This window comes from Amycolatopsis sp. NPDC104863, from assembly GCF_055582965.1.
The window spans coordinates 367,927-384,332 of the sequence record NZ_JBVJOW010000005.1 but is presented as its reverse complement, the minus strand read 5'-3'; the positions used below and the strand labels follow the sequence as shown (position 1 = coordinate 384,332).

Annotated in this window: 15 protein-coding genes; 4 read left to right on the top strand and 11 right to left on the bottom strand. The window is 70.1% G+C overall.

The genetic code is table 11. From position 1 onward, the window contains the following. The first annotated feature begins 62 nt into the window (after window positions 1–62). Window positions 63–437 (top strand): MarR family winged helix-turn-helix transcriptional regulator, encoded by a 375-nt coding sequence (locus ACZ63J_RS28655; protein WP_465303410.1) that lies wholly within the window; start codon window positions 63–65, stop codon window positions 435–437. On the opposite strand, the gene ACZ63J_RS28650 is transcribed toward ACZ63J_RS28655, so the two are convergent. The 9 genes from ACZ63J_RS28650 to ACZ63J_RS28610 form a co-directional block, all read right to left on the bottom strand. After that, complete coding sequence (locus tag ACZ63J_RS28650) at window positions 434–1,840, bottom strand: S1C family serine protease (protein WP_465401873.1); 1,407 nt, start codon at window positions 1,838–1,840, stop codon at window positions 434–436. The two genes, ACZ63J_RS28655 and ACZ63J_RS28650, sit on opposite strands and share 4 nt — an antisense overlap. A gap of 134 nt (window positions 1,841–1,974) precedes the next feature. After that, window positions 1,975–2,493, bottom strand: a complete 519-nt coding sequence (locus ACZ63J_RS28645; protein WP_465401875.1) for a cyclodeaminase/cyclohydrolase family protein — start codon at window positions 2,491–2,493, stop codon at window positions 1,975–1,977. Between the two features lie 3 nt (window positions 2,494–2,496). Beyond that, entirely contained in the window at window positions 2,497–4,932 is a 2,436-nt protein-coding gene (locus ACZ63J_RS28640; protein ID WP_465401877.1) for a GcvT family protein, read from the bottom strand. A gap of 10 nt (window positions 4,933–4,942) precedes the next feature. Continuing rightward, window positions 4,943–5,785, bottom strand: coding sequence for a formyltetrahydrofolate deformylase (gene purU / locus ACZ63J_RS28635; protein WP_465401879.1), 843 nt, complete (start codon window positions 5,783–5,785; stop codon window positions 4,943–4,945). Beyond that, a complete protein-coding gene (locus ACZ63J_RS28630) occupies window positions 5,782–6,249 on the bottom strand; it encodes a sarcosine oxidase subunit gamma (protein WP_465401880.1) in 468 nt (155 codons plus the stop codon). The genes purU and ACZ63J_RS28630 overlap by 4 nt, the downstream gene beginning before the upstream one ends. Next, window positions 6,239–8,776: a 2Fe-2S iron-sulfur cluster-binding protein gene (locus ACZ63J_RS28625; RefSeq protein WP_465401882.1), complete on the bottom strand. Its 2,538-nt coding sequence runs from the start codon at window positions 8,774–8,776 to the stop codon at window positions 6,239–6,241. Before ACZ63J_RS28625 ends, ACZ63J_RS28630 begins: the two co-directional genes overlap by 11 nt. After that, window positions 8,773–9,051 (bottom strand): sarcosine oxidase subunit delta, encoded by a 279-nt coding sequence (locus tag ACZ63J_RS28620; RefSeq protein WP_285475991.1) that lies wholly within the window; start codon window positions 9,049–9,051, stop codon window positions 8,773–8,775. The genes ACZ63J_RS28625 and ACZ63J_RS28620 overlap by 4 nt, the downstream gene beginning before the upstream one ends. 8 nt (window positions 9,052–9,059) lie before the next feature. After that, window positions 9,060–10,289: a sarcosine oxidase subunit beta family protein gene (locus ACZ63J_RS28615; protein WP_465401884.1), complete on the bottom strand. Its 1,230-nt coding sequence runs from the start codon at window positions 10,287–10,289 to the stop codon at window positions 9,060–9,062. Further along, entirely contained in the window at window positions 10,286–10,567 is a 282-nt protein-coding gene (locus tag ACZ63J_RS28610; protein ID WP_465401886.1) for a hypothetical protein, read from the bottom strand. Before ACZ63J_RS28610 ends, ACZ63J_RS28615 begins: the two co-directional genes overlap by 4 nt. Before the next feature lie 57 nt (window positions 10,568–10,624). Here ACZ63J_RS28610 and ACZ63J_RS28605 point away from each other — a divergent pair, with 57 nt between their 5' ends. After that, a complete protein-coding gene (locus tag ACZ63J_RS28605; protein WP_465401888.1) occupies window positions 10,625–11,272 on the top strand; it encodes a GntR family transcriptional regulator in 648 nt (215 codons plus the stop codon). Here the strand turns inward: ACZ63J_RS28605 and ACZ63J_RS28600 are convergent. Both ACZ63J_RS28600 and ACZ63J_RS28595 read right to left on the bottom strand, forming a co-directional pair. Next, the gene (locus ACZ63J_RS28600) at window positions 11,269–12,390 is read right to left on the bottom strand and encodes an aromatic ring-hydroxylating oxygenase subunit alpha (RefSeq protein WP_465401890.1); all 1,122 of its coding nucleotides are present in this window, start codon (window positions 12,388–12,390) and stop codon (window positions 11,269–11,271) included. The genes ACZ63J_RS28605 and ACZ63J_RS28600 overlap by 4 nt on opposite strands. 278 nt (window positions 12,391–12,668) lie before the next feature. Next, a complete protein-coding gene (locus tag ACZ63J_RS28595; protein WP_465303380.1) occupies window positions 12,669–13,250 on the bottom strand; it encodes a TetR/AcrR family transcriptional regulator in 582 nt (193 codons plus the stop codon). Between the two features lie 91 nt (window positions 13,251–13,341). Between ACZ63J_RS28595 and ACZ63J_RS28590 the strand changes: the two genes are divergently transcribed. Together ACZ63J_RS28590 and ACZ63J_RS28585 are read left to right on the top strand one after the other, a co-directional pair. Continuing rightward, on the top strand, window positions 13,342–14,802 hold the full coding sequence (locus ACZ63J_RS28590; RefSeq protein WP_465401892.1) for an aldehyde dehydrogenase family protein: 1,461 nt from the start codon (window positions 13,342–13,344) through the stop codon (window positions 14,800–14,802). Window positions 14,803–14,837: 35 nt separating this feature from the next. Then, window positions 14,838–16,406 (top strand): amino acid permease, encoded by a 1,569-nt coding sequence (locus ACZ63J_RS28585; RefSeq protein ID WP_465401894.1) that lies wholly within the window; start codon window positions 14,838–14,840, stop codon window positions 16,404–16,406.

Below are 16,406 nucleotides of genomic sequence, written 5' to 3'. Positions count from 1 at the left end.
ATCTAATGTCTAAGCATTTAATGTCTTTGCATCTGATGTGCGCGCATGCTAAGTTGGTCGCCGTGAGCGACGTCGCTGAGCAAGGCCTGGTGCAGGAGTGGCACGAACTTCTGGCGCGGTATTCGGCCGTGTTCGGCACGCTCGAGTGCCGCCTGCAGGAGCGCCACGGCATCGGCGCGAACGAGTTCGAAGCCCTCGAACGGCTCGCGACCTGCGACTTCCAGTGCCGCTCGGCCGATCTCACCGGCGCGATCCACCTCAGCCAGAGCGCGACCTCACGCCTGGTGGCCCGCCTGGAGAAGGAAGGCCTGGTCCAGCGCGCGCTCTGCGACGTCGACCGGCGCGGGATCTTCGTGACCCTGACCGACGCCGGCCGCGAGCGCTACCTCGAGGCGAAGCGGACCCACCGCGAAGTGCTGAACGAGACGCTGCGTTAGCCCACGGGCCCTTCGATGGCTTTGACCTGCACCTGCCGCTGAGCGCCGGAGGCGTTCGACACCGTCAGCGTCAGCTGGTCACCCGGGTGGTGGGTGTCCATCACCGTGGTCAGTGTGGTCGCCGAGCCGATCGGCGTGCCGTTGATGGCCGTGATCACGTCGCCGGCCGCCAGGCCCGCGTCCTGCGCCGGGCCGCTCGCGACGACGTCGCGCACCTGGGCGCCCTGGCCCTGGCCGTCGGCGACCGAGACGCCGATGAACGCCGTCTTGCCGATGTGGATCTTGTCGGTGGCCGTGCCCGCGACGATCTTGTGCGCGATGTCGACGGCCTGGTTGATCGGGATCGCGAAGCCCTGGCCGCCCGCGCCGCTGCGGCGGCCGTTGAGCTGATAGCCGGTGGACGCGGCGGTGTCGACGCCGATCACCTGCGCGTTCGCGTTGACGAGCGGGCCGCCGGAGTCGCCGGACTCGATGTTCGCGCGGACCTGGATCAGCCCGGTGAGCTGCTCGGACGCCCCGCTGGACTCGTCGGAGGCGGTGATCGACTGGTCGAGCGCGCTCACCGTGCCGGGTGCGGGCACCGGGTCGCCGCCCTTGCCGCCGGCGTTGCCGAGGCCGAGGATCTGGTCGCCGACCTTGACCGTCGACGAGTCGCCGATGGACGCGGTCGGCAGCCCCGACGCGTTCTGGAGCTGCAGGACCGCGATGTCCTCGCTGCGGTCGTAGCCGACGACCTCGGCCTTGTAGGTGTCGCCGGTGCCGATGCTGGTGACCTTGATGCTGGTCGCGCCCGCGACGACGTGGTTGTTCGTGAGCACCTCGCCGTCCGGCGTGAGCACGATGCCGGTGCCCGCCGCGGCCGCGCCCTGCAGCCCGAGCTCGGTGTTGACGTTGACGATGGCCGGGTTGACCTTCGCGGACACGGCGTCGACGTCGAGCACGGTGGCCGACGCGGTGGGCTGCCCGGAGAAGCCGAAGTTCTGGTTGCCGGCGGCTGTCGGGTTGTTCACCGAGATCAGGTGCCCGATGCCGAGCCCGGCGACCACCGCGAGGGCGACCGCGACGACGGCGACGGTCAGCGCGCGCAGCGGCCGCCGGCGCGGGGGCTGCGGAACGGGCGGCGGGTAGCCGTAGCCGGGAGCCTGGCCGTAGAAGCCCTGGGGCTGGGTGTACTGCGGCGGGTACGGGCCTCCCCACTGGTCGCGGGCCTGGCCGTACTGGTCGTAGGGCTGCTGCTCACGGGCCTGGCCGTACTGGTCGTACGGCTGCTGCTCGCGGGCCTGGCCGTACTGGTCGTACGGCTGCTGCGGGTACCCCTGGCCGTAGTGGCCCCGCGGGTCACCCTGGCCGTAGCCGTACGGGTACTCGCCGCCGCCCTGCGGTCCTCGGTCGTACTCACTCATGCACAGCTCCAGCCCTCGACCAGCCTCCGGCCCCTCCAGGAAACGCCGCGTTCCTGAGAATTTCCTGGCGTCGATCCATGGAGTTGCTGTGGATGTACCCGCGACGACCTTCCGGCATGCCGACGTGATCCACGTTACGCCGGAACCACCCCCCGCCGGATCGAGGCCGTCAGGCGGTCCGCGTGCTCGCCCACGGCCGCCACCTCGGGCGGAGCGGCCGCGTCGGAGTGGATCTCGATGCTGATCCCGGCGGTCGTCGCCGCGGCCCGGGCCGCCTCCGCCACCGCCGCCAGGTCGGTGGCCAGCAGCGGGTCCGGCGGCACCCGGTCCGCCAGGTCCAGCACGGCGGCCGCGGCGGTGATCACCTCCGCCGCCGGTCCGCACGCGCGCCGGCGCGCCTCGGCCACCGCGAGCTCCCGCGCTTCGCCGGGCGGCAGCCGGTGGGCCCGGGCGAGCATGGCCGCCGCGTGCGCCTCTTTCTCCGCCAGCCGCAACGCGTGCATGCTCAGCGCCCCGGCCTCGCGCCCGTCGGGCGACGCCTTGCCGACCAAGGCCGCCGCCTGCGCGACGTGCAGGGCCGCCGTCGCCCCGCCGCCCGGGGAGGCCTCGGACGCGAGGGCCTTCAGGAAGTCACTCAGGATCTGGTCACGCACGACTCACCGCCGGATTCGTTCCATGCCGGGGTCGACCAGTGGCTCGGCGGCCACGGTGGCCGCGACCCGGCGACCGAAGTACTCGATTTCGACACTGCTGCCGACGTCCGCCGACGCCGGGAGCCAGGCGTAGGCGATCGGCCGGCCGATCGTGTAGCCGTAGGCCGCGCTGGTGACGTACCCCGCCGCGACACCGTCGACGAAGACCGGCTCCTTGCCCAGCACGACCGTGCGGCCGTCGTCGACCGTGAGGCACCGGAGCCGCCGTGACGCGGTTTCCTCACTGCGTCCCGCGATCGCGTCACTGCCGGCGAACGGCCCCTTGGCCGGACGCACCGCGAAGCCGATCCCGGCCTCGTACGGGTCGTGCTCGGTGGTCATGTCGGTGCCCCACAGCCGGTAGCCCTTCTCCAGGCGCAGGCTGTTGAACGCCGCGCGTCCGGCCGCGATCACCCCGAGCGGCCGGCCGGCCGCCCACAGCGCGTCCCACAGCCGCAGACCGTTGTCCGCGCTGGTGTAGATCTCCCAGCCGAGCTCGCCCACATAGGACAGTCGCATCGCGACCACCGGCACCCCGGCGATGCGTGCCTCGCGCGCCCGGAAGTACTTCAACCCCGTGTGGGAGAAGTCGTCCCGGCTCAACGGCTGGACGAGGTCGCGCGCCAGCGGGCCCCACACGCCGATGCAGCACGTGCCGCCGGTGGTGTCCCGCACCTGCACCCCGGCCGGCGCGTGCTTCACGAAGTGGTCGACGTCGATGTTCCCGTTGATCCCGACCTGGAACCGCTCCGGCCCGAGCCGGGCCACGGTGACGTCGCTGCGGACGCCGCCCGCGTCGTCCAGCATCAGCGTGTAGGTGACCGACCCGACCGACTTCTCCAGCTGGTTCGTGGTCAGTGACTGCAGGAACGCCAGTGACCCGGTTCCGCTGATCTCGACGCGCTTCAGCGGTGTCATGTCGTACATCGCGACACCGTTGCGCGTGTGCCAGGCCTCGGCGGCCGCGATCGGCGAGTGGAACTGCGCCGACCACGCGTCGCGCGCCGGCGGGAGCGCGTCGTGCGGCAGCTTCTTCAGCAGCGGCGCGTTGGCCTCGAACCAGTGCGGCCGCTCCCAGCCGCCCGCCTCGAGGAACACCGCGCCCAGCTCCCGCTGTCGCGCGTGGAACGGCGTCACGCGCAGGTCGCGCGGGGAAAGCTTGGGCTGCAACGGGTGCAGGATGTCGTAGACCTCGACGAAGTTCTGCTGCGCCGTTTCGTGCACATAGGACGGCGCGAGCTGGACGTCTTCGAAGCGGTGGACGTCGATGTCGTGCACGTCCACTTCGGAATGCCCGTCGACGAGCAGCTCGGCGACCGCCTTGGCGATGCCCGCGGAGTGCGTCACCCAGATCGCCTCGGCCAGCCAGAACCCGCGGACGTCGGCCGACTCGCCGACGAGCGACTGGCCGTCCGGGGTGAACGAGAAGATCCCGTTGAAGCCCTCCTCGACCTTGGTCTGCCGCAGCGCGGGCAGCAGCAGCTTGCTCTCCTCCCACGACGGCGCGAAGTCGTCCTCGGTGAAGGGCAGCATCGACGGCATCGCCGTCTCGGTCACCATCGGGTCCAAAGTGGACTCGTCGACCGGCATCGGCCGATGCGCGTAGGACCCGATGCCGATCCGGTCGACGTGCTCGCGGAAGTACAGGTCCTGGTCCTGGTGCCGCAGGATCGGCAGGCTCGCTTCGACCGCTTCGGTGTTGCGCCCGACCAGTTCGTCGACGCGCCCGGTCTTGACGTACTGGTGGGCCAGCGGCAGCAGCGGCACGTCCATACCGACCATCGCGCCGATCTCACGGCCCCAGAACCCGGCGCACGACACGACGACGTCCGCCGGGAAGTCACCCTGGTCGGTCCGGACGCCGGTGACGCGCCCGCCTTCCTGCAGGACGTCGGTCACCCGCGTGGAGCCGACGAACCGGGCCCCCCGCGCGGTGGCCCGTTCGGCGAGGACTTCGACAGCTTTCGCGGCCCGCGCGAGGCCGTCGGTCGGGGTGTGCAGCGCGCCGAAGACCTGCGACCCGTCGAGCAGCGGCCAGCGGTCGACGCACTCGCCGGCGTCGATGATCGAGCCGGGCACGCCCCACGACGTCGCCCAGCCGTGCTTGCGCTTGAGGTCCTCCCAGCGCGCCGGGGTGGTCGCGACCTCCATGCCGCCGACCGGCAGGAAGCAGTCCAGCTCCAGCAGCTTTGCGACGGTGTATTTCGCGAACTCCGTCATCGACTTGGACGCGTTCGTCTGGAACACCAGGCCGGGCGCGTGCGAGGTCGACCCGCCGGTGCGCGGCAGCGGACCCTGGTCGAGCACGGTGACGTCGGCCCAGCCGCGGGCGGTCAGCTCGTCGGCGAGGTTCGCGCCGACGATGCCGGCGCCGATGATCACGACTTTCGGTGCGGTCATGGCGGAACTCCTAACGGAAAACGACGGTGCTGTTGCCGTTGAGCAGGACACGGCGTTCGCAGTGCCAACGCACCGCGCGGGAGAGGGCGAGGGCTTCGGCGTCGCGGCCGACGGTCACCAGCTCGCGCGGCGAGTAGGTGTGGTCGACGCGCGCGACCTCCTGCTCGATGATCGGGCCTTCGTCGAGGTCGGGCGTGACGTAGTGCGCGGTCGCGCCGACGTACTTGACGCCCCGGTCGTAGGCCTGGTGGTAGGGCTTGGCGCCCTTGAAGCCGGGCAGGAACGAGTGGTGGATGTTGATCGCGCGGCCTTCGAGCTTGAGGCACAGGTCGTTGGACAGCACCTGCATGTACCGCGCGAGCACCACCAGGTCGGCCTGGTACTCACCGACGAGGTCGAGCAGCCGCTGTTCCGCCTCGGGTTTGGTCTCCGGGGTCACCGGCACGTGCTCGAACGGCACCCCGGCCGCCTCGCACATCGGCCGCAGGTCCTCGTGGTTCGAGACGACCACGGCGATGTCCGCGCCGAGACTGCCCGCACGCCAGCGGAACAGCAGGTCGTTGAGGCAGTGCCCGAACTTCGACACCATCACCAGGAGCCGCGGTGGCGTCCCGTCGGAAAGATCGAACTCCATCCCGAAACCCCCGGCCACCACGGCGAAGTCGCGCCGCAGTTCATCCACTGTGGTCGGCTCGGGTGCGGTGAACGACGTGCGGAGGAACAGCGAGCCGCGGACGTCGTCGTCGAACTGCTGGTGCTCGACGATGTCACAGCCCTGCCCGACGAGGAACGTCGTCACGGCGTGCACGATGCCCGAGCGCTCGGGGCACTTGAGCGTCAAGGTGAAGGTCACGAGACGTACTCCAGACTCGCGTCGGCCAGCCAGGCTTTGAAGTAGTCCGAAAAGGACTGTCGCACGAGGATCGTGAAGCCCTCTTCGCGGACCATCAGCACGATCCCGGTGCGCGCGAACAACGTCTGCACGCACGTCCCCGGCGGAGACATCTCCAGGTCGATCGAGCACCCGTGCGCCAGCACATCGGCGGCGTGCGCCCCAGTGAGCCGCACGACGTTCCGCTGCGCCGAGACGTCCACCACCGCGTCACTTTCCCGGGAAAGGGACGCTTCCAGCTCGGCCTGGCGGCCGGGCGCGGCGAGCACCAGGTACTCGTCGGGGCCCATCCAGAGGATGTCGATGCCGTGGGTGCTGGTGAACGTGCACGGCCCGGGCAGGTCGACGCCGAGCAGGCGGTGCCCGTCGCGGAGGCGGACGGTGAGCTGGGTGCGGAACGGTTCTTCGACCGCGTCAACCGTCACGGCGGGCTCCTTCCTTGTCGAAGAGCACGGATTCGGTCACGGTCACCGGCACGACCTGGTCGCCGACCGGGACGTACAGCGTCTCGCCGACGCGCTCACGGCCCGAGCGCACCAGGGCCAGCGCGAAGGTCCGGCCCAGCGCGGCGCTGTCGTAGCTGGAGGTGACGTGCCCGAGCATCCGGACCGGCGGCTCGGGCACGGTTTCGGACTCGATGATCTGTCCCCCTTCCGGCAGCAGCACCGACGGATCGACGGGGAGCAAACCAACCAGGTGTTTGCGGTCCGGGCGGTTGTTCTCGGCGCGGGCGAACGAGCGCTTGCCGAGGAAGTCGGCCTTCTTCTTGGACACCGCCCAGGACATGCCGAGGTCCTGCGGGGTGACCGTGCCGTCGGTGTCCTGGCCGATGATCGGGTAACCCTTCTCGGCGCGCAGGACGTGCATGGTCTCGGTGCCGTACGGCGTGGCACCTTGTTCCACAATGGACTCCCAAAGCGCGAGCCCGTACCACGAAGGCACGTTGATCTCGTACGCCAGCTCGCCGGAGAAGCTGATCCGGCAGACGCGCGCCTGCAGCCCGGCGACCTCGGCGTCCTGCCAGGTCATGAACCCGAACGCCTCGTTGCTCACGTCAAGACCCGGTGCGAGCGCGCCCAGGACCTCCCGGGAACGCGGGCCGACCAGCGGTATGGTGGCCCAGTGCTCGGTGACCGACGTCGCGAAGACGCGCAGGTGCGGCCACTCCGTCTGGAGCCACTCCTCCATCCACTCGAGAACCATCGCCGCGTTGCCGGTTGTGGTGGTGACGAGGAAGCGCTCCTCGCCGACGCGGATGACCGTGCCGTCGTCGATCACCATGCCGTCGACGCCGCACATCACGCCGTAGCGGATCCGGCCGACCTTGAGGTTGCTCATCATGTTCGTGTAGAGCATGTCGAGGAACGCGCCGGCGTCCGGGCCCTGGACGTCGATCTTGCCCAAAGTGGACCCGTCCATCAGTGCGACGTCGGTCCGCGCCGCCCGGCATTCGCGCTGGACGGCGTCGTGCATCGATTCGCCGGGCCGCGGGTAGTACCACGGCCGTTTCCACTGGCCCACGTTCTCGAACTCGGCCCCGTGCTCGACGTGCCACGGGTGGATCATCGTGACCCGCACGGGATCGTGCAGCTCACCGCGGTTCCGCCCGGCCAGCGCGGCGAACGACACGGGCGTGTACGGCGGCCGGAACGTCGTCGGGCGCCGGGTCGCCAAGTCGACACCGAGGGCTTCGGCGGTGATGCCCGCGGCGAGGAGGCCGGACGTCTTGCCCTGGTCGTGCGCGGTGCCGATCGTCGTGTAGCGCTTGATGTGCTCCAGCGAGCGGAGTCCGGCGCCGGTCGCACGCAGGACGTCCGACACGGTGGCGTCGCGTTGCTGGTCGACGAACCGGGTGTCCACTTCGGACTCCGGCGCGGGCACCTGCCAGAGCACCTTCGTCTCCGGCAGGCCCTCGCCCGCCGCGGCACCCACGACGCTCACGTTCGGGAGGTCGCCGTCCGGGATGTAAGCGCCTAGCCTGGCGTCGTACCGCAGCGTGCCACGAGCCTGGCTGTAGAGGTGCACGGCCGGGTTCCACCCGCCGGACACGAGCAGCAGGTCGCACTCGACCCGCTCCCCCTGCGTTTCTCCGAGCGGAGCCACGTGGGCGGCCGTGATGTGGGTGTCGCCGTCGGTGCCGATGACGCCGTAGCCCTCGCGGGCGTCGACGATCCGCACGATCTCGGCGCCGGCCGCCGCCAGGTCAGAGGCGGCCTCGAGCGCGGAGTCGTTGGTGGTGAACACGACCACCCGCCGCCCGGCCAGAACGCCGTACCGGTTCAGGTACGTGCGCGCGGCACCGGCGAGCATGATGCCCGGGCGGTCGTTGTCCGGGAAGACGATCGGCCGTTCGTGCGCGCCGGTGGCCAGCACGATCTTGCGGGCCCGGATCCGCCACACCCGTTGCCGCGAGATCCGTTCGGGCGCGGCGGGCTCGCCCCGGCGTTCCAAAGCCAGCACGAACCCGTCGTCGTAGATGCCGAACGCCGTCGTGCGCGAAAGGAACCGGACACCCTCCGGAGCTTCACCGTCGGGCTGGTCGTCCACGAGCAGGACCCGGCCTTCGGCCTCGGCCGCGGCGGCCCGGCCCGCGGGTCCGGCACCGACGACCAGGACGTCACAGTGGGCATGCTTGGCGTCGTACCGCGCCGGGTCCGGTTCGGTCGCGAGCCGCCCCTGACCGCGCAGGCCGCGGGCCTCCAGGCCGTCGTACAGCTCGACGGTGGTCGCGCTCAGCATCGGCTCCGGGAACGGCGCTTCGATCTGCACCAGCGCGTTCGAGTCCTCGACCCCCGCCGCGACGATGCCGCGCGGCCGGCCGTACTTGATGCTGGTCGCGACCTGGTGGATCCCGTTGGCCAGCAACGCGGAAGCCAGGGTGTCACCGAGGAAACCGGTCAGCTCGCGGCCGTCGAAGGTGAACTTGAGCGGGACGCCGGACAGTCGGGTCATGGGATCACCGGCTTGGGCTCGTCGAGGCGGTAGACCGCCAGGAGGTCGTGGGTGCGGGTGTCGCGGACGGCGTTGAACCACCGGCGGCAGCCCGCGGAGTGGCTCCAGCGCTCGGCGAGCGGGCCGCTCGGGTTGGCGCGGAAGAAGACGAACTTGGCCCAGTCCTCATCGGACAGTGCGGCCGGGTCTTCGGGGTAGGCGACGTGGGCCTGACCGCCGTAGTGGAACTCGGCCTCTTCACGCGGCCCGCACCACGGGCAGGGAATGAGTTGCACAGGGACTCCTAGTGGGCCACGGCGGCGGCGCCGTGCTCGTCGACGAGGGCACCGGTGGTGAACCGGTCCAAAGTGAACGGTTCGGCGTATTCGTGCGGCTTGGCCCGCGCGATGGTCGCCGCGAAGACGTCGCCGACCCCGGGTGTGGCCTTGAAGCCGCCGGTTCCCCAGCCGCAGTTGAGGAACAAGTTCTCGACCGGGGTGAGCCCGATGATCGGCGAGGCGTCCGGGCTGACGTCGACGATGCCCGCCCACGTCCGCAGCAGGTGCGCCCGCGCGAACACCGGGAACAGCTCCAGCGCGGCGGCCATCTGCTGCTCGATGATGTGGAACGAGCCGCGCTGGCCGTAACCGTTGTAGCTGTCGATCCCGGCGCCCATCACGAGTTCACCCTTGTGCGCCTGGGAAACGTAGACGTGCACGGCGTTCGACATGACGACCGTCGGGTGGATCGGCTCCAGCAGCTCGGACACCAGTGCCTGCAAGGGATGGGACACGAGCGGCAGGTCCAGGCCGACCATCCTCGCGAGCACCGACGAGTGCCCGGCGGCGCACAGCGCGACCTTGCCCGCGGCGATCCGGCCCCGCGACGTCTCGACGCCGGTGACCCGGCCGTCCACTGTGGAGATGCCGGTGACCTCGCAGTTCTGAATGAGGTCGACCCCCAGTTCGTGCGCGGCTCGCGCGAAACCCCACGCCACGTAGTCGTGCTTCGCGATACCCGCGCGCGGCTGGAAGGTCGCGCCGAGCACGGGGTAGCGGACGTCCGGCGAGGTGTTGACGATCGGGCAAATCTCCTTGACGCCGCCGGCGTCCACCCATTCGGCGTCGATGCCGTTGAGCTTGTTGGCCTCGACCCGGCGGACGCTGTCGCGGACGTCCTGCAGGCTGTGCGCGAGGTTCAGCACCCCGCGCTGGCTGAAGAGGATCGGGTAGCCGAGGTCCTCTTCGAGGCCCTCCCACAGCTTGAGGGAGTGCTCGTAGATGCCGGAACTTTCGTCCCAGAGGTAGTTGGAGCGGATGATCGTCGTGTTGCGGGCCATGTTGCCGCCGGCGAGCCAGCCCTTCTCCAGCACGGCGACGTTCGTGATGCCGTACACCTTGGCCAGGTAGTACGCGGTGGCGAGGCCGTGCCCGCCGCCGCCGACCACGATCACGTCGTAGGCGCGCTGGGGCTCGGGGTTGTCCCAGAGGAAGTCCGGGTGCTCCGGCAGGTCCGCGCCGGGTGTGCGGGTCATCGGGTCTCCTGCGGGTAGGGCGGGAACTGCTCGGCCAAGGTCCGCTGCCGGCGCTCCGCTCCGGCCGCGACGACCTGTGCGATGAGCTGGTGCTCTTTCGCCGGGCGCTCGACCTCGGCCACATCGACCCGGAAGTCCTTTTCGGACACAACGTGGCCGGAGGCGATCATCTCGAGCGTCGACCGCAGGCGGTGAAGCTCGGCGCCGATCGTTTCGACCACCACCGGGTCGTAGCCGGCCGGGGAGCGGTTGAGCGCTGGGGCGATCGTCGAGGTCATCACGAACCTTCCGTGGTCGACTTCTGATATATCAATCGTCGATGTAGGCTAAGCGGCATGCACCCGCAGGTCAATCCCCCCTCGCTGGCCGAACAGGCGTACGTCTTCGTCCGCGACCGCCTGGTCATGCTCGACATCCGGCCGGGCGAGCCCATCAACGAGGAGTGGCTCGGCACCACGCTCGGCATGGGCCGCACGCCGATCCGCGAAGCGCTGAAACGACTGGAGTCCGAACGGCTGGTCGTCGCCTACCCGCGGCGGGGCACGTTCGCCACCGACGTCAACATCTCCGACCTCGCGCACATCTCCGAGGTCCGGCGCACGCTCGAGCCGATGGCGACGGCCGCCGCGGCCGAGCGCGCGACCGCGGCCGACCGGGCGGCGCTCACCGAGCTGCGCGCGCAGCTCGACGCCGGCGTCCCGAGCGGGGACAACGCTGAGCTGCTGCGCACCGACCTCGCCCTGCACCGGGCGATCTACCGGTGCGTGCACAACCCGTTCCTCGAGGACACGCTGATCCGGTACGACAATCTCGCGACGCGGATCTGGTGCGTGTTCGTGCCGCGGCTGTCCGGGATGGCCGGCCACGTCGACGAGCACGTCCCGCTCCTCACCGCGATCATCGAGGGTGACGCCGAGAAGGCGGCTGCGCTGACCCTGGAGCACGTCACCGGGTTCGAGGCCGCCATCCGGGCGCTGATCTAGAACCCCAGCCGGGCGCGGACCCAGTCGTGGAACTCCCCGATGTGGTGCTCGCTGGGCACGAGCACCCCGCCGCCGGCGTAGGAGCGTGAGTCCATCGCGAGCTGGCAGCGTTCACACGCCTCGAAGTCCTGCAGGTTGACGCGGTGGAACAGCTCGACCGAGCGCGTCAGGTCGCGGCCGGACTCGACCACGCCGGGCAGGTAGAGCCAGTCGCAGCGCACCAGCGTCCGGTCCGGGGCCAGCGGGAACATCCGGTGGAGGATCACGTGGTCCGGCACCAGGTTGACGAACACCTGCGGGCGCACGGTGATGGCGTAGTACTTGCGGTCCTGGTCTTCGGTGACGCCGGGGAGGCGGTCGACGCCCTCGCCGCCGTCGACGGTGAAGCCCTGGACGTCCCCGCCGAACGCCGCGCCGTGACCGACGTAGTACTGCGCGGCGTAACCGTCGGCGAACTCCGGCAGGACCTCGGTGAGCTCCGGGTGGATCGTCGCGCAGTGGTAGCACTCCATGAAGTTCTCGATGATCTGTTTCCAGTTCGCCTTCACGTCGTACTCGATGCGCTTGCCGAGCGCGAGCCCGTCGACGCCGTACGCCTCGATCGCCTCCGCGCCGCCGAGCCGTTCGGTGACCGCGGCGACGACGGAGCCGTCGAACGGCGGCGGCTCGTCGGCCAGGCAGACCCAGGCGTAACCGAGCCACTCGCGCAGGTGGACGCGGGTGAGGCCGAACGTCGTGCGGTCGACGTCCGGCATGCCGGTGAGGTTCGGCGCCGCGACCAGCTTGCCGTCGAGGCCGTAGGTCCAGGCGTGGTACGGGCACTGGAAGGCGCGCTTCACGGTGCCGGACTCTTCGGTGCAGAGCCGGGCGCCGCGGTGGCGGCAGACGTTGAGGAACGCGCTGAGCTTCCCGTCCCGCCCCCGCGAGACGAGGACGCTCTCCTTCCCGACCTGGACGGTCTCGAACGCCCCGGGCCCGGCGAGGTCCGCGCTGCGCACGGCGCAGAACCAGTCCGCCTCGAAGATCTTCGCCTGCTCCAGCGCGAAGATCGCCGGGTCGGTGTAGTAGGTGCCGGGCAGCGTGGCGAGCAGGCTCGGCGGCAGATCGGTAGTGGTCACCGGCGTGGTCCTCTCCGCGGATCAGGACGGGAGTTGCGCAGAACGCGTCTTGTTGCTCACTCCGGAACAGAGTGACTGCCACCCGGCAACGCTGTCAAGACAGGTTTTTCAACGCCCACCAAGACTCCCGGCACGTTTCAGGCATCACCCGTGACTGGACGGGCATCACTCGTGATTGGGCGGGCATCACGCGTGACTGAGCGGGCATCAGCGCGATGCCTCTCCAATCACGCGTGATGCCCCTTCAATCACGAGTGATGCCTCTCGGATCACGCGAGTTACGGGTTGGCCGGGCCGTGGATGGCACGGCGGAAGAGGGTTTCGATCTCCTCGCGGGACGGGCGGGGGTCGGCGAGGGCCGCCTGCATCAGCAGGCCGCAGAACAGGCCGGCCAGGAGACGGCCGGTCAGGGGGTCGGTGCGGGAGCCGAAGAACGCGATCAGCGCCTCGTCCCAGGCCGCGCTCGCCTTGCGGAGCCGGGGACGGTGCAAAGCCGCGACGTACAGGTCGTACTCGACGACCGTGTCGCGGTACTGCTCGTTGACGTACCCCATGACGAGGTCGGCGAGCGCCGCGGCGAAGTCGGCGCCCGGCGGGAGGGCGGACTCCCACTCCTTCAGCGCGTGGACGTTCTTCTCCGCGGCCTCGACCAGCGCGACCTCCAAGAGGTCGTCCAGCGTCGCGAAGTGGTAGGTCGTCGAGCCGAGCGGCACCCCCGCGGCCGCCGCGACCGAACGGTGCGTGACCCCGTCGATCCCCCGCTGCGCGACCACCTCGATCGCCGCCTTGGCGATGCGCGCGCGGCGTTCGGGGTCGTTCGGGCCGCGGCGCCTCGCCGCGGCGGGTTCGCTCTTCGCCATCGAGCCCCCTTGTGGACATCTGTACACGTATCGCGTACAAATGTACGCACTCTTGACACGAAGCAGCCACTACCGATCCGGAAGGGGCCGCATGAAGGATCTTTACATCGACGGGGCCTGGTCCGACGCCGGCACGCACTCCGACGTGCTGAACCCCGCCACCGGCCAGGTGATCGAGCAGGTCGCCGAGGCCGGGCGCGAGGAGGTCGACGCCGCGGTCGGCGCCGCGCGGCGGGCCTTCGACGACGGCCCGTGGCGGCGGACCACCGCCACCGAACGCGGTGAGCTCCTGCGCAAAGTCGCCGCCCTGCTGGTCCGCGACCGCGAGGAGCTGGCCCGCACCGAGAGCCTCGACACCGGCAAGACGCTGGGTGAAGGCCGCATCGACATCGACGACGTGACGAACGTCTTCCGCTACTACGCCGACCTCGCCGACAAGGACGCCGGACGCCTGGTCGACGCGGGCAGCGCGACCGTCGTCAGCCGGATCGTGCACGAGCCGGTCGGGGTCTGCGCGCTCATCGCGCCGTGGAACTACCCGCTGCTCCAGATGTCCTGGAAGGTCGCCCCCGCGCTGGCCGCGGGCAACACGATCGTGCTCAAGCCGAGCGAAGTGACGCCGCTGACCACGATCAAGCTCGTCGCCCTGCTCGAGGAAGCCGGCACCCCACCGGGCGTCGTCAACCTGCTGCTCGGCCCCGGTCACGTCGGCGCGGCGATGGTCGAGCACCCGGCCGTCGACCTCGTCTCCTTCACCGGCGGGTACGCGACCGGCGAGAAGATCATGACGGCCGCCGCGAAGGGTGTCCGCCGGGTCGCCCTCGAGCTCGGCGGCAAGAACCCGAACGTGGTCTTCGACGACGCCGACTACGACACTGCCCTCGACTACGCGCTGATGGCCGCGTTCGTCCATTCGGGACAGGTCTGCTCGGCGGGCGCGCGCCTGATCGTCCAAGATGGAATCCATGACCGGTTCGTGGCGGACCTCGCCGCGCGCGCCGACCGGATCCGGGTCGGCGACGGCCTCGATCCCGAGACCGAGACGGGCCCGCTCGTCTCGGCGCAGCACCGCGCCAAGGTCGAGGGGTACATCGAAAGCGCTCTCGCCGAGGGCGCGACGCTCCGGGCGGGCGGCAAACGCCCCGAAGGCGCCCAGTACGAAAACGGTTTCTTCCTGCGCCCGACCGTGTTCGGCGACTGCACGAAAGACATGGCGGTCGTCCGGGAAGAGGTCTTCGGCCCGGTCGTCACCGTGGAGCGCTTCGCCGACGAGGCCGGCGCGATCGCCCTGGCCAACAACACCGAGTACGGGCTCGCCGGAGCCGTGTGGACGTCGGACGCGTCCCGCGCCCAGCGGGTCGCCGGGGCCCTGCGCCACGGCACCGTGTGGATCAACGACTACCACCCCTACCTGCCGCAGGCGGAGTGGGGCGGGTTCGGGAAGTCCGGCATCGGCCGCGAGCTCGGACCGTCCGGGCTGGCGGAGTACCAGGAGAGCAAGCACGTCTACCAGAACATCGATCCCGTTCCGCAGCACTGGTTCAAAGGCTGATCCCTCCCCCACCCCCACCACGTGAGGACGTTGCCATGACCACGCAAGAAAAGCCGGCGGGCGGGGGGCCTGCCCCGGACGACAGCTCCGATCTCGAGAAGTTCGGTTACCGCCAGGAGCTCGAACGCTCCCTCGGCTCGTTCTCCAGCTTCGCCGCCGGGTTCTCCTACATCTCGATCATGACCGGCGTGTTCCAGCTGTTCTTCTTCGGCTTCGCCTCGGGCGGGCCGGCGTTCATCTGGACCTGGCCGCTGGTGTTCCTGGGCCAGCTCGCCGTCGCGCTGTGCTTCGCCGAGCTCGCCGGTCAGTTCCCGCTCGCCGGATCGGTGTACCAGTGGGCGAAACAGATCGCCAAACCCGCGACGTCGTGGCTCGCGGGCTGGATCATGATCATCGGCGCGATCGTCACGGCCGGCGCGGTCGCCGTGGCCTACCAGATCATCCTGCCGCAGGTCTCGACCGCGTTCCAGATCGTCGGCAGCGACTCCGACGCCGGCCTGACGTCGACGCCGGGCGGCGCGCAGAACGCCATCATCCTGGCCCTGGTGCTGGTCGTGTTCGCCACGATCGTGAACGTCATCGGCGTCAAGCTGATGGCGAAGATCAACAACTTCGGCGTCGCGGTGGAGCTGTCCGCGGTCATCCTGCTGATCATCGCGCTGGCCATCCACATCAAGCGCGGCCCGCAGGTGGTCTTCGAAACGCACGCCACGGGCGACGGTCACTCACTCGGGTACCTCGGGGCGTTCCTGGTGGCGTCGCTGATGAGCGCCTACGTCTTCTACGGCTTCGACACCGCCGGCTCGCTCGCCGAGGAGACCACCCAGCCGCGCAAGCACGCGCCGCGCGCGATCCTGCGGGCGATCACGGCGTCGTTCATCGTCGGCGGCCTGGTGATGCTGGTCGGCATGATGGCCGTCGGCGACATCAACGCCGACGAGCTGAGCACCTCCGGCATGCCGTACCTGCTGAAGAGCACGCTCGGCGAAGGCCTCGGCGACGCGTTCCTGATCTGCTCGGCGATCGCGATCACCGTGTGCTGCCTCGCCGTGCAGACCGCGGCGATCCGGATGGCGTGGGCGATGGCCCGCGACGGCCGGCTGCCGTTCAGCAAGGCGATGGCGAAGGTGTCGCCGCGCTCGAAGACGCCGATCCTGCCGGCGCTGCTCACCGGTGGCCTCACCGTCGTGGTGCTGCTGATCAACCTGGGCAACCAGCGGGCGTTCTTCATCCTGACCTCGACCGCGATCATCCTGTTCTACATCCCCTACCTGATGGTCACCGGCCCGATGCTGCTGCGCCGCCTGCGCGGGCAGTGGCCGCGCCCGGGCCACGGCCCGTACTTCAAGCTCGGCCGCTGGGGCACGTTCGTGAACCTGGTCGCGGTGCTCTACGGCGGGGCGATGACGGTCAACCTGATCTGGCCGCGTGCCGAGGTCTACGGCGACGACCACTGGTACTTCCAGTGGGGCGCGGTGATCGTCACCGGGCTGATCGTGATCATCGGTGCGATCATGCTCTACGTCCGGCGCCGCACCTGGGGCTCGTCGCACACGAGCCCCGAGCACATGCCGGACAACGCCCCGGACTCACTGCCCGGCTGA

Excerpts from the sequence above, each read along its gene's own strand:
- ACZ63J_RS28615 (WP_465401884.1), bottom strand. The coding sequence starts at position 10,289 with ATGACCCGCACACCCGGCGCGGACCTGCCGGAGCACCCGGACTTCCTC.
- ACZ63J_RS28595 (WP_465303380.1), bottom strand. The coding sequence starts at position 13,250 with ATGGCGAAGAGCGAACCCGCCGCGGCGAGGCGCCGCGGCCCGAACGAC.
- ACZ63J_RS28625 (WP_465401882.1), bottom strand. The coding sequence starts at position 8,776 with ATGACCCGACTGTCCGGCGTCCCGCTCAAGTTCACCTTCGACGGCCGC.
- ACZ63J_RS28585 (WP_465401894.1), top strand. The coding sequence starts at position 14,838 with ATGACCACGCAAGAAAAGCCGGCGGGCGGGGGGCCTGCCCCGGACGAC.
- ACZ63J_RS28605 (WP_465401888.1), top strand. The coding sequence starts at position 10,625 with ATGCACCCGCAGGTCAATCCCCCCTCGCTGGCCGAACAGGCGTACGTC.
- ACZ63J_RS28640 (WP_465401877.1), bottom strand. The coding sequence starts at position 4,932 with ATGACCGCACCGAAAGTCGTGATCATCGGCGCCGGCATCGTCGGCGCG.
- ACZ63J_RS28590 (WP_465401892.1), top strand. The coding sequence starts at position 13,342 with ATGAAGGATCTTTACATCGACGGGGCCTGGTCCGACGCCGGCACGCAC.
- ACZ63J_RS28650 (WP_465401873.1), bottom strand. The coding sequence starts at position 1,840 with ATGAGTGAGTACGACCGAGGACCGCAGGGCGGCGGCGAGTACCCGTAC.
- ACZ63J_RS28610 (WP_465401886.1), bottom strand. The coding sequence starts at position 10,567 with ATGACCTCGACGATCGCCCCAGCGCTCAACCGCTCCCCGGCCGGCTAC.